This window comes from Planifilum fimeticola, from assembly GCF_003001905.1.
GTDB classification, from domain to species: domain Bacteria; phylum Bacillota; class Bacilli; order Thermoactinomycetales; family DSM-44946; genus Planifilum; species Planifilum fimeticola.
This window is the reverse complement of record NZ_PVNE01000001.1, coordinates 1-13,245: the sequence shown is the minus strand read 5'-3', so window position 1 is coordinate 13,245 and position 13,245 is coordinate 1. Positions and strand designations below refer to the sequence as shown.

Annotated in this window: 10 protein-coding genes; all 10 read left to right on the top strand. The window is 57.0% G+C overall.

The features are described from left to right. The first annotated feature begins 9 nt into the window (after window positions 1-9). The 10 genes from CLV97_RS00055 (at window position 10) to tkt (ending at window position 13,100) form a co-directional block, all read left to right on the top strand. Window positions 10-2,094 (top strand): transglycosylase domain-containing protein, encoded by a 2,085-nt coding sequence (locus tag CLV97_RS00055; RefSeq protein WP_106343483.1) that lies wholly within the window; start codon window positions 10-12, stop codon window positions 2,092-2,094. A 111-nt stretch (window positions 2,095-2,205) separates the two neighbouring features. Next, the gene (locus tag CLV97_RS00050; RefSeq protein WP_106343482.1) at window positions 2,206-2,565 is read left to right on the top strand and encodes a hypothetical protein; all 360 of its coding nucleotides are present in this window, start codon (window positions 2,206-2,208) and stop codon (window positions 2,563-2,565) included. A 335-nt stretch (window positions 2,566-2,900) separates the two neighbouring features. Next, the gene (locus CLV97_RS00045; RefSeq protein ID WP_106343481.1) at window positions 2,901-5,054 is read left to right on the top strand and encodes a RelA/SpoT family protein; all 2,154 of its coding nucleotides are present in this window, start codon (window positions 2,901-2,903) and stop codon (window positions 5,052-5,054) included. 110 nt (window positions 5,055-5,164) lie between these two features. Beyond that, window positions 5,165-5,626 carry a D-aminoacyl-tRNA deacylase gene (dtd, locus tag CLV97_RS00040; RefSeq protein WP_106343727.1) on the top strand — a complete coding sequence of 154 codons (462 nt, stop codon included), beginning with the start codon at window positions 5,165-5,167 and terminating at the stop codon, window positions 5,624-5,626. Between the two features lie 489 nt (window positions 5,627-6,115). Beyond that, a complete protein-coding gene (locus tag CLV97_RS00035) occupies window positions 6,116-7,759 on the top strand; it encodes an AAA family ATPase (RefSeq protein ID WP_106343480.1) in 1,644 nt (547 codons plus the stop codon). 19 nt (window positions 7,760-7,778) lie between these two features. Then, complete coding sequence (locus CLV97_RS00030) at window positions 7,779-8,228, top strand: hypothetical protein (RefSeq protein WP_146130367.1); 450 nt, start codon at window positions 7,779-7,781, stop codon at window positions 8,226-8,228. Next, the gene (locus tag CLV97_RS00025) at window positions 8,225-8,470 is read left to right on the top strand and encodes a DUF2997 domain-containing protein (protein ID WP_245891295.1); all 246 of its coding nucleotides are present in this window, start codon (window positions 8,225-8,227) and stop codon (window positions 8,468-8,470) included. The genes CLV97_RS00030 and CLV97_RS00025 overlap by 4 nt, the downstream gene beginning before the upstream one ends. Continuing rightward, entirely contained in the window at window positions 8,467-9,132 is a 666-nt protein-coding gene (locus CLV97_RS00020) for a 4Fe-4S single cluster domain-containing protein (protein ID WP_106343477.1), read from the top strand. Before CLV97_RS00025 ends, CLV97_RS00020 begins: the two co-directional genes overlap by 4 nt. Beyond that, window positions 9,119-9,847 (top strand): ComEA family DNA-binding protein, encoded by a 729-nt coding sequence (locus CLV97_RS18880; protein ID WP_106343476.1) that lies wholly within the window; start codon window positions 9,119-9,121, stop codon window positions 9,845-9,847. Before CLV97_RS00020 ends, CLV97_RS18880 begins: the two co-directional genes overlap by 14 nt. A 1,243-nt stretch (window positions 9,848-11,090) precedes the next feature. Then, entirely contained in the window at window positions 11,091-13,100 is a 2,010-nt protein-coding gene (gene tkt / locus CLV97_RS00005; RefSeq protein WP_106343726.1) for a transketolase, read from the top strand. Window positions 13,101-13,245: the final 145 nt, after the last annotated feature.

Below are 13,245 nucleotides of genomic sequence, written 5' to 3'. Positions count from 1 at the left end.
GAGAGATCCATGGAGACCGACAGAAAAAAGACCAAGTCCCCCAAGAGGCGGCGCGCCAAGAAAACGCGGCGCTGGAGAAAGCCGGTGATCGTCGCTTTGGCGGTGACGGCCGCCCTTTTTCTCATCGTCGTCAACGTCGCCATATCCATGAGCGACATCAGCGCCCTGAAGGATGCGTCCCCCCACCCCACAGTCATCTACGACCGGGAGGGGCGTGTGGCCAGCGAAATCTCCACCTCCAAAAAGGAGGCGGTGGGCATCAAACGCGTTCCCACCCACCTGGTCCAGGCGGTGGTGGCGATGGAAGATCAACGCTTTTACCACCATTCGGGCATCGACTATGTCGGTACCCTTCGCGCACTGATCCATAATCTGTCCGCAGGGAAAACGGTCCAGGGGGGCAGCACGATCACCCAGCAGCTGGCCAAAAACGTCTTTTTGACCCACGACCGGACTTATAAGCGAAAGATCAAAGAGATGCTCCTCGCCAAGAAGATCGAGCGGGAATATTCCAAAAACGAAATCATGGAGATGTACTTGAACAACATCTATTTCGGCGAGGGGGCCTGGGGGATCAAACGGGCGGCGGAAATTTATTTCGGCAAGGAGGTGGACCGACTCACCCTGGGAGAGTCCGCCCTGTTGGCCGGCATGATCAAGGCACCGTCCGTCCTCAATCCCTTCAAGGATTTTCAAAAGACGATGAAGCGGCGGGATCTGGTTCTCGACCGCATGGTGGAACTGGGATTCATCACGGAAAAAGAGAAAAAGGCGGCGATGGGGCAGGAAATCGTCCTTGAGGGCAAACGGCTGGACAACGATGCCAGGCGCTTTCCCCACTACGTCGATTACATCCTGGAGGAAGCCGTTTCCCGTTACGGCCTGACGGCGAACGAGGTCTTGAACGGCGGCCTCCAGATTCACACCGAGCTGGATCCCAAAATGCAGGAGGCGGTGGAGTCCGTCTACAAAAACGATGACCTCTTTCCCGCCGACGGGAAGGATCAGATCGTCCAGAGCGGCGCCGTTCTCATCGATCCTTCCACCGGGGGGATTCGGGCCCTGGTCGGCGGCCGCGGGAAGCACACCTTTCGCGGCTTCAACCGGGCTTCCCAGCTGAAGCGCCAGCCCGGATCCACCATGAAGCCTTTGGCCGTCTACACGCCGGCCCTGGAGTCGGGATATGACCTGGATTCCAGGCTGCTGGACAAACCGACGAACTTCGGGGACTACCGGCCGAAAAACCATGACGGCCGGTACCGGGGCGAAGTGACGATGTATGAAGCGGTGGTGGATTCCCTCAACGTTCCCGCGGTGTGGTTGCTCGATCAAATCGGTGTGGACCGGGGGATGGAGACCGTCCGGCGGTTCGGCATCCCCCTGGACGAAAAGGAGCGCCAATTGGGGTTGGCGCTGGGCGGATTGAACGGGGGCACCTCTCCCCTGCAATTGGCCCAGGCGTACTCCGCCTTCGCCAACCGGGGAGTGATGGTGGAGGCTCACGCCATTCGGCGCATCGAGAAGCCGGACGGGGAACTGGTCGCCCAGTGGTATAAGAAATCCGTCCGGGTCACGTCCGAGGAAGTGGCCCAAAAGATCACCTACATGTTGAAGGGCGTGGTGGATGAAGGCACGGGAACGGCGGCACGGATTCCGGGCCGACCCATCGCCGGCAAGACGGGTACCACCCAGCTGCCGGGGGGCGGAGACGGAGCCAAAGACAATTGGTTCGTCGGGTATACTCCCCAGTTGGTGGGAGCGGTCTGGCTCGGTTACGACAAGACCGACGGGAACCATTATCTGACCACTACCGGCGGTCAAACGGCCGCCCGGATCTTCCGGGAAATGATGGCCGCCTCCCTGAAAGGGGAACCGGTCCAATCCTTCGATCTTTCGATGATTCCCTGGAAGACGCCGCCCAAGGTGAAAAGGGAGACGGAGAGACGCGAGGAGAAGAGGCGGGAAGAGATCGGGGAGAAGTGGCAAAAGGAGCTGGAGAAGCGGCGGAAAGAGCTGGAGAAGGAGATCAAGAAGCGTCAGAAAGAGTGGGAGAAGCGCTTGGAAGAGTGGAGAAAGCGGTGGGGAGGGGGATGATCCCCCTCCGCGGCCGCTTTTTTTTTCGCGCCATGTGATTGGAGGTTGGCATTTTTCCGCGACGTGCTATAATTTTTGCATGAGATATTGGGAAAAGGAGCGTAGAAGTCGGTGAACTGGCTGGAAGATTGGTTTTCCCGCCTGATTTCGGGGTTTGCCTGGATGGCGATCTTTATCATTCTTTTTTGGATCGCATTGATCCTGGTTTTGATGTTTCGGGAATTGTTTTCTCCGGACGACCGCTTTCAATTTCGCGAGTACATGTCACGCGTTTGGAGGAGACTGTTGATTTCCTATGAAGCGGTCTCCTACGGCGGACTGATCGTAATCCCCGTTCTGATGCTCATCGCGGAAGAAGGGGTCAGCACCTACGGGATGTCGCTGGTCGCAGCGATTGTCCTGTCCGCGGCGGGTTTGTATGTCCGCCGTTACGCGGGTTACTGGCCGTGGGGGAAAAAGTTGTTGCCGTAAGCCGGCGACGGACTCATCATTTTCGCATCCGAAGACGGTCGGGGGACGCCGGTCTCCTTGCGAGCGCAAGGAGGCGCGCCTTTCCGACGCACCGTATTTTTCGGAATAATAAGACAATCCTTTCGTCGCCGCCTGCGGTGATCAACGATGACTTTCGTCCCCACTCCGATCACGGGGTTGCTTTCTGCCGGCTCTTCCATCAATCCCTTCATCCGCTCCCCCTCCTCAGCCTTTCCGTGCCTCCGTTCCCTTTTATACGGCGATCCTTTACTTTTCTTTTCCGCTGGGAGATAATAATAGGAAAACGATTTTTGGCCATTCCAGGTGAATTTGCGATGCCGATTGAAGCGCTGCTGGACAAATGCTCCGCATATTTAAAAGAGGACGATATAAAGCGAATCGAAAAGGCTTACCGCTTTGCGGAAAAGGCCCATGCCGGCCAAAAGCGGAAATCGGGGGAACCCTATGTGAATCATCCGGTCGCGGTGGCGACCATATTGGCTGATCTGCAGATGGATGCCACCACCCTGGTGGCGGCGATTCTGCACGACGTGGTGGAGGATACCGGGGTCACCCTGGAAGTCGTCCGGGAGGAATTCGGGGAGACGGTCAGCCGGCTGGTCGATGGCGTCACCAAGTTGGGCAAGCGGATGAAGTACAAGTCCAACGAGGAGCATCAGGCGGAGAACCACCGAAAGATGTTTGTCGCCATGGCCCAGGATATCCGGGTGATCCTGATCAAGCTGGCCGACCGGCTGCACAACATGCGGACCTTGAAGTATCTCTCCGAAGAAAAACAGCGAAGAATCGCCAACGAGACCCTGGAGATTTTCGCCCCCCTTGCGCACCGGCTGGGAATTTCCACGATCAAGTGGGAGTTGGAGGATATCGCCCTTCGCTATCTCAATCCCCAGCAGTATTATCGGATCGTGAACCTGATGCGGAAAAAGCGGGCCGAACGGGAGCAGTATCTGGAGGAGATCATCCAGGTGTTGCGGGAACGCCTGGAGAAAACGGGAATCAAGGCGGAGATCTCCGGACGTCCGAAACACATATACAGCATCTACCGCAAAATGGTCACCCAGCACAAGCAATTCAACGAAATTTACGACCTGTTGGCCGTCCGCGTCATCGTCGACACCGTTCGGGACTGCTACGCCGTGCTCGGCATCATCCACACCATCTGGAAGCCGATGCCCGGCCGCTTCAAAGATTATATCGCCATGCCGAAGCCCAATATGTACCAGTCTCTGCACACGACGGTGATCGGGCCGAAGGGAGAGCCGATCGAGGTGCAGATCCGCACCTGGGACATGCACAAGACGGCCGAATACGGGATTGCCGCCCACTGGGCCTACAAGGAAGGGACCCAGGTTCAGCCGGGCACCTTCGAGGAGAAGCTGAAGTGGTTCCGCGAAATTCTGGAGATGCAGCAGGAGACCCAGGATGCCCAGGAGTTTGTGGAGAATCTGAAGATCGATCTCTTTTCCGATTCCGTGTTCGTTTTCACCCCGAAGGGGGATGTGGTGGAGCTCCCCGCCGGATCCGTTCCCCTGGATTTCGCCTACCGCATCCACACCGAGGTGGGCAACCAATGCATCGGGGCCAAGGTGAACGGAAAAATCGTTCCCCTGGATTACAAGCTGCATACCGGGGACATCGTCGAGATCCTCACCTCCAAGCACAGCTACGGTCCGAGCCAGGACTGGCTGAAGATGGTGAAATCCTCCCACGCCCGAAACAAGATCCGCAACTGGTTCAAGAAGCAGCGGCGGGAGGAAAGCGTCGCCAAGGGGCGGGAAATGATCGAAAACCTCCTCCGCAAACACGATTTCAACGCTTCGGAGGTGCTCACCGACGAGCGGGTGGAGGAGGTGGCCAGGAAGTTTAATTTTCCGGACGAGGAGGACATGTACGCCGCCGTCGGGTACGGGGGCATCTCCGCCGCCCAGGTGGTCCACCGCCTGATCGAGGGGCTCAAGCCCGAACCGGAAGAGCCCATCCTTCTGCCCGAGGTGAAGGAACTGCCGCGCCCCAGCCGCCGCCCGGCCCACGGGGTGCGGGTGAAGGGAGTGGACAACCTGCTCGTCCGACTCTCCCGGTGCTGCAATCCGGTCCCCGGGGATGAGATCGCCGGTTTTGTCACCCGCGGCCGCGGGGTTTCCGTCCACCGAAAGGATTGCCCCAATTTGAAGTCGGTGGAGAAGGAGCGGATGATCCCCGTGGAATGGGAGGGGACGCCGGACCAATCCTACCACGTGGATATCGAGGTGTCGGGCCTTGACCGGCGCGGCCTGCTCCACGAGGTGCTTCAGGCGGTTTCCGAGACGAAAACCAACCTGTCGGCGGTTTCGGGCAAAGCGGACCGCAGGGGCATGGCCTCCATCCACATGACCATTTCCATCCGAAACCTGAACCATCTCCAGTACGTGGTGGAGCGCATCAAACGGGTCCGGGACATCTACTCCGTCCGTCGGATTATGCAGTGAGAAGGGGCCAGAAGCGGGGACGCCGCGAAAGCGGCTGTTTTTTCCCGGCTTCTTTTCGCTTTTGGCGGTTTCTATGCTTCCTCATCAACGTCGAAAAGGGGGAAAAGACTTTGCGCATCGTCTTACAGCGGGCCAAAAACGCCCGGGTCACCGTGGACGGCCGGGTGACGGGATCCATCGATCACGGATTGGTGCTGCTTGTGGGTTTTACCGACGGAGACGGGGAGGAGGACCTCCGCTACCTGGCGGACAAGGTGGTGAATTTGCGCATCTTCGAGGATGACCAGGGGAAGATGAACCGTTCCCTCCTCGATGTGGGGGGGAGCATATTGTCCGTGTCCCAGTTCACCCTGTACGGGGACTGCCGGAAAGGGCGACGTCCCAGCTTTACCGCCGCAGCTGCTCCGGATATCGCATCCGGGCTGTACGACCGGTTCAACGAGCAGCTTCGGAGTCACGGGGTGAGGGTGGAAACCGGCGTTTTCGGGGCGATGATGCAGGTCTCCTTCACCAACGACGGCCCCGTGACCCTGATCCTGGAAAGCCGGGAGAACGGAAAGGTCCGTGTGTGAACGGGATGAAGGGGCGGCTGTGTTGCGGGGTGTCGGGTTTACTGCCGGTGCAAAACGGGACATTGACATGCGAGACGCGCCTTCAGGAACAGGGGTTGGCGCGTCGTTTTATTTTATTAAGCGCTGGCTCCACCTGATCACGACTTGTTGGAATTCGCGTCAGACGATATAAACGGTCCCATTGAAGATTCCGCTCCCGAAGGTTATGCCATCCGCGGTTGGGGGCATGGCTCGAAGCGATCCCCCGTTTTGGCCAGGATGAGTGGATGGTTGATCGGGCAAGGGACTTAATGTCTAGTTTCAGACAAGTCAAGTATGAATAAATGGATCGAGCCCGCTCATCATGGTCCCCGATCGCTTCGTGTTTCAATACTTTGATGTATACCCCGAATTCCGATCTATGGCTTCTCGTTCTTTCGTGCTAGTATAATGGTGGGGATGATCGTCTGAGGGTGGATTCGTTTTTTCTCTTGAAGGGGGGAGAAGGATTTGCGTTCGTTTCCGGTGGAATTGGCCGAATTTTTAAAAGCGCGATTCCCCTATTTGTACATACCAACTTGGGAAGAAGAGCGTTTGCTTGATGTGATCAAGGAAGTGGTGCGCGATCCGTCACGCATTCGAACCGTGCGGGATCTTTTTACATGGACGGTGACCGACGGGATGGTCGGTGCCGATTCCCGGATGGTTTCGGAAACGCAATCCCCTCTCAAGGCCTTGGAGTTTATCAACAAATATGATCAGCCTGCGGTTTTTATTTTGAAGGATTTTCATTTCTATTTTGGCGGCATGGCTGGGAGACCCGATTATCCGGTTATCCGTAAGATGCGCGATTTGGCGGTCAGGTTGAAGCAAAGTCCGCGACCCAAAAATGTGATCATCACTGCGCCCACCCGTGTTTTGCCGGTCGAGCTGCAAAAGGATGTGACCATCGTTGAGTTCGATTTGCCCACCGAGGAGGAAATCGCTCGCCTGTTGCACGAAATGATCGAAGTGAACAGGCGAAGCGGGCGGATTGCGATTGATTTGAAACCCGAGGAGGAAGAGCGGCTTGTCAAGGCGGCGTTGGGCTTGACCTTAAAGGAAGCAGAAAATGCTTTTGCTCGTGCCATGGTGAGGGACGGCAGGGTCGGCGCGGATGATGTGGAGGTGATACTGGAGGAAAAGCGGCAGATCATCAAGAAAACAGGCATTCTGGAGTTTATCCGAAGCCCCTTTTCAATTGATGAAGTCGGAGGACTGGAAAACCTGAAGCGTTGGCTGGAGAAGCGAAAGAATTCCTGGCTCGATTCGGCGAAACGATATGGCATTCCCGCCCCCAAAGGCGTGTTGATCACCGGTGTGCCGGGTTGTGGCAAAAGCCTCATATCCAAAGCGATCAGCGCCATGTGGAAGCTGCCTTTGCTTCGTCTGGATATCGGGAAAGTATTCAGTGGGATTGTCGGGAGCAGCGAGGAGAATATGCGTCAGGCGATTCGCACAGCCGAGGCGATCGCACCTTCGATCCTGTGGATCGACGAAATCGAAAAAGGGTTCAGCAACATTGGGAGTAGCGGGGACAGTGGAACCTCCACCCGTGTGTTCGGGACCTTTTTGACTTGGATGCAGGAAAAGACGAAACCCGTTTTCGTGGTTGCGACCGCCAACCAGATCCAAGAACTGCCCCCGGAGTTTCTCCGCAAAGGGAGGTTTGACGAGATTTTCTTTGTTGACCTTCCCACACAGGTGGAACGCAAGGAGATCTTTCGGGTCCATCTCCGGAAACGGTTGCGCGATCCGGAGGTGATGAGGGATTTTCAGCTGAATGAGGAAATTTTGGAAACGTTGGCCCATTGGACCGAAGGATTTGTGGGAGCGGAGATTGAACAGGTCGTCATCGCCGCCCTGTTTGAGGCCTTTTCAGAACAGCGGAGCATCCGGTTAAGCGATTTTGAGAAGGCTGTCAAGAACATGGTCCCCTTGTCCGTCACCCAGGCGGAGCAAATACGGGCCATCCGCGATTGGGCAAATGTACGGGCAGTGGCGGCGACGGCGCGGGAACACATGGTCGATTACACCAGACAGTCCGACCGATCCTGCGTACCTGGGGATGATGACATCCGCAGGGTCCGCGGAGGCCGAAAAGTGGATTTTTAAAAAAGTGAGGATGGTGCTCATGGGCGTCTCACTGGTGCTGATTCCGCTTGCCCTTGCCGTTACCGGAGCCGTTGCGACGCGTGAAGAGTTGGGTTCGCAGGTGCGGGGCATCACACTGAAGACAAGGATGAAGAGATGGGATTTGTTGGAAAGGGCTTTGCGCGAATACGGTTCTCAATACGTCGCTGAGGAAAAAGGGATTCGCGTGTTTCTGGACGGGGGTGAAATAAAGTTTGTGAAGAACCGGGAGGGGGAAATTGAGGCTCAAGTGTCCAAAGGACAATTATTGAGATCGGTGACCTCTTTTCTCGAAGTGATTCATGAGGAATACACGAAAGTACTGCAGGAGGAAGTGTACAAAAAACTTGTGTCCCGGGCCGAGCAATATGGATTTGTTTTTGAATCGGAAGAAGTGCAGGAAGATCACTCCATCGTTTTGACCCTGGCCATTCGGGAGGGATCACGGTGAAACGGGTTCAGATCCGATTGTTTCCCGATGGAACGGTTCGGGCGGAAGTAAAAGGGGTTAAAGGGAAAAAGTGTACGGACTACATCCGGATCCTTGAAGAGCTGTTGGAAGCGGAGACCGTCGATTCCGACTACACTGCGGAATATTACGAAAGGGAAGTGGAGCAGCTCCTCAATAAAGAATCGACAGTTCATGCCGAAAAACTTAGAGATCGGTCGGGAGGCGGGGGGAGTTTCGAATGAAGTTGCGGATCCATCGCTTTTTGCCCGCCACCCGTACGGAAGGACCCGGGGTACGGGCCTGTGTCTGGGTCCAGGGGTGCCCGATCCGCTGTTCGGGGTGTGCGGTTCCGAACACGTGGCCGGAAGAGGGGGGAGAAGAAATCGACGTTCAGGATTTGGCGGAACGCATCTTGAACGGTCCTTCGGTCGAAGGCGTCACCTTTGCCGGAGGAGAACCCTTCGCCCAGGCGGAGGGATTGGCACATCTGGGAAAAATTCTGCGTAACCGGGGGTTATCCATTGTCACCTATACGGGATACTTGCTGGAACAGATCCGGCGTTCCTCCCGAACCGATTGGCATGATTTGCTGGCGGTGACCGATGTGTTGATCGACGGCCCCTTTCGCGCGGACCTCCGGGATGTGAGCCGACTCTGGGTCGGCTCTTCCAACCAGCGCGTCCATTTTCTCACTTCCCGCTATCGCTACTGGGAAGCCCGGTTGGAGAATACGCCCAACCGGATGGAGGTGCGGATCCAACCGGACGGACGGATCGCCGTCAATGGAATTGTGGATCTAGAGCGGTTGGAATCTTGGTTTGCGGAATTGGCCCGTCTGGAATCAGCGCCTGGTACCGCCATCAAAGGGAAGTGGAGCGAGGGAGCAGGTGATGGGGATGCATAAAAAAGAAAAGTTTTGGAAAAATTCCCTTTGGATCCTATGGACGTTCACCATTGTCTTTTATTGGGTGGCATTTTTTTACATAGGAATCCGGGCGAGGCATCGGCGTTGGATCTGGTGGGGAGTGATTTATTCCATTCCCTTTGTTTTGTTAATGGTCTTTTCCCCGGACTCGACGATCGGAAATTATTTGACAAATTTGGCGATCGGGGCTTGGATTGCTTCCATCATTCACGGTTTTGCCGTCCGCCGGGAATATCTCGTTCGAATGAAAGTGAGAGAGGAACTCCTCCAACAGGAGGAAGAGCTTCTGCGACGAAAAATCTTAGGTGTGGATGGAGAAAACCTCCTTTCAAAAGTCCCCTCCACGTCGCCTTTTGCTTCATCCGATGCTTCTTCCGCTCCGGAAAGGGCTGCTTCCCCTTTCTCCGACCGGCATGCACCGGGCGAAACCGCCCTCGTTGATCTGAATCGTGCTTCGGAAGAGCAGATCGCCTCGTTACCCGGCATCAATCTGATCATGGCGAAGCGGGCCGTTTCTCTCCGGGATGCACGGGGAGGTTTTGATTCCCTTGAGGATTTCAGCCATGCTCTGGGCTTGAAGCCCCATATCAAGGAGAGGATCCGGCCCATGGTGACAGTTGGCCCGAAAGCGGAAGATTCAAGACCTTCCGGGTCGGAGAGGGAGGGGGGCTTTGGGCGGATTGTGGATTATTGAGTGTAAATGTCTTTGCGGGGGGGAGCGATTTTTCGCCGGGCGACCCCTGCTGCATGGAGTCGACGGAACTTCGCCCTGCCGACTCCCCGGGATTGGAAGTTTGTCGCCTTGCCGTGGGTCGTCGGGTTAAATATGTCGGGCTTTACTTTTTCTTTGTTCGAGGCGGTGTGTTGAAGCCGGGTGATCCGCTCGGCTCTTTCCTTTTTCCCGCCTTCGTTGTTGGCGCCGGGTATTGACGAATCCCCAAGGGCTTGTGTGTCGTTTTAGGAGGTTCATTTTTTAGCCCAGGATCACACCTCCTTTCAGGACGACAGATCGGCCAGGGACAGGTAGAGGCTGACCCAGGTGCCTTCTGTGTCCAATGTGCAAAAGAGATATCGCCCTTTTGCATACCAGTTCGAACGGTTCCTGTTTACTTCCCGATTGTGGTTTGTGCTTTCGGCATATTGTTGCATCATCCAGTCGGTGAAATCTTCGGGCTCCAAACCGATTCGGGATACCCTTCGTCGGTCTTGAGGGATTCATCCAGTAATTCCATGGGAAGGCAAACGCATTTGTAATCCTTGGGCCATTATACTTGCCGAAATAGTACGAGGTCATAAGCAGCATAAAGAGGGTACATACGAAGAAAACCGCGACTCCTCCCCCATGCCAACGCTTCAGGGAGTGGAGGGCGAGGGCGAAAAATCCGCCGATCACTCGACAAGGATCGTAATCGGAGCGTGGACCCTTTTTTCGATCTCTTCCCGGCGTTGAAGCTCGATGTTTCAGGTGCTCCAATACGTTCGGGAGCCGGAGCATATCCTGCCCAAGGGTGTCTTGCGGCGTTTGGATTTGCTCGGAAGTCATCCTTTTCCATCCTCCTCCCCGATTATAGCAGGGGGAAGTCGAGATCTTTTTATATCCGTACAGCGCAAACCGCAAATTCTGCGGCATCTTGGGGATTTTCACCCCATTGATCCCAGGGTTTTCGATTGTGGAAAGGAAGATGTTAAGATTTGTTTGAAAATTTTCCGGCCTGTTGACTTCATTGTGGTCTTCGCGTCTTCGATTTGATAGACTAAAAACATGTGATGACCGGATCCTGCAAACCAAAAGAATTGTAACGTCTTCCGCGCGAAAAGGGGGACTTTTCTTCCGTGAAGACTCCCGATGGATCCGAGAAAGGATGAATCCCAGGCAGGTCGGTTTCGCTCCGGGGACGAACAAAGGGTTTAAGCATCTGAAGGGAGATGAGCGACAAATGACTTCCAACCAATCCGTCGACCAGCTGGCTGTCAACACCATCCGCATGTTGTCCATCGACATGGTGGAGGCGGCCAATTCCGGCCATCCCGGGATGCCGATGGGGGCGGCTCCGATGGCTTATGTGCTGTGGACCCGGCACATGCGGCACAATCCGGATCATCCCGCCTGGTTCAACCGGGATCGGTTCGTTCTCTCGGCCGGGCACGCTTCGGCGCTCCTGTACAGCCTTCTCCACCTGTGCGAATACGATCTTCCGATGGAGGAGCTGAAGCTATTCCGGCAGTGGGGGAGCCGCACGCCGGGGCATCCCGAGTACGGTCACACCCCGGGGGTGGAGGCGACCACCGGTCCCCTCGGGCAAGGGATCTCCATGGCCGTCGGGATGGCGATGGCGGAGCGCCATTTGGCCTCCGTCTACAATCGGGAAGGCTTTCCCGTGGTGGATCATCACACCTACGTCATCTGCAGCGACGGTGACCTGATGGAGGGGGTGGCGGCGGAGGCCGCTTCCCTGGCCGGACACCTGCGATTGGGGAAACTGATCGCCCTGTACGATTCCAACGATATCAGCCTGGACGGAGAAACGGCCCATTCCTTCACCGAGGATGTCCGCAAGCGTTTTGAAGCCTACGGCTGGCAGGTGCTGCGGGTGGAGGACGGGAACGATCTCGAGGCGATCGACCGGGCCATCGAAGAAGCGAAGGCGGACACCGGGCGTCCGACCCTGATCGAAGTGCGCACCACCATCGGTTACGGCAGCCCCAAGTACGCCGGGACCAACACGGTGCACGGCAAACCCCTCGGACAGGAGGAAGTGGGCGAGGTGCGCAAGGCCTACGGCTGGCCCTCGGAGGAGCCCTTCTTCGTACCGGAGGAGGTCCGCAAACACTTCGCCGCCTGGAAGGCGGAAGCGGTCAAGAAGGAAGAGGAATGGAACGCCCTCTACGACCGGTATCGGGAAGCCCATCCGTCCCTGGCCCGGCAGCTGCAGCAGGCGATCGCCGGAGAGCTGCCGGAGGGATGGGATTCCGATCTGCCCGCATACTCGCCCGAGGACAAACCGCTGGCCACCCGCCAGGTTTCCGGCGCGGCCATCAACGCCCTGGCCAAAACTCTGCCCACCCTCTTCGGCGGTTCCGCCGACCTGGCTTCCTCCAACAATACCACGATGAAGGAGGAGGGCATTTTCCACGCGGAAGATTACACAGGGCGGAATGTCTGGTTCGGCGTGCGGGAACACGCCATGGGTGCGGCCTTGAACGGCATGATGCTTCACGGAGGTCTCCGTCCCTACGGCGGCACCTTCCTCGTCTTTTCCGACTACCTGCGACCGGCGATCCGTCTCGCCGCCCTGATGGGTCTGCCCGTCATTTACGTGTTCACCCATGACAGCATCGCCGTCGGGGAGGACGGTCCCACCCACGAGCCGGTGGAGCAGATTCCCTCATTGCGGCTGATCCCGGGTTTGACCGTTTTCCGTCCCGCCGACGCCAACGAAACGGTGGCCGCCTGGCGCGAAGCCCTTTCCGAAAAGAACGCGCCCGTCGCCCTGGTGCTCACCCGGCAAAAGCTGCCCGTCCTGGATGGCACGGCGGAAAAGGCGCAGGAAGGCCTTCGCCGCGGAGGCTATGTCCTGTCGGAGGCGGCGGAGGGCAAGCCCCAAGCCATCCTGATCGCCACGGGCTCCGAGGTGAGCCTGGCCCTGGAGGCCCAAAAGCTTCTTGCGGAGCGGGGCATTCCGGTGCGGGTCGTCAGCATGCCCTGCCGCGAGCGGTTTGACCGGCAGGAGGAAGCATATCGCAATGAAGTGCTCCCGCCGGATGTCAAGGTTCGCGTCGCCGTGGAGGCGGCCCACCCGATGGGTTGGGATCGCTATGTCGGCGAAGGAGGACTTGTGATCGGCATCGACCGCTTCGGAGCCTCCGCCCCCGGCGGCCGGGTGATGAAGGAATACGGATTTACGGCGGAGAATGTGGCGGACCATGTCATGCGCCTCTTGGGCTGAGGGAATTTTGGCCCTGGATACCGCGTAGGAGGGGAATCGATTCCCCTCCTGAGGCTGTTGACAAAGAAGGGTCAACAGCCTTTTTTGTTGAATTCGGAATAAAACAATTCCGAAGGAAGGTTTTTATATGTTCAGGACGAACCCA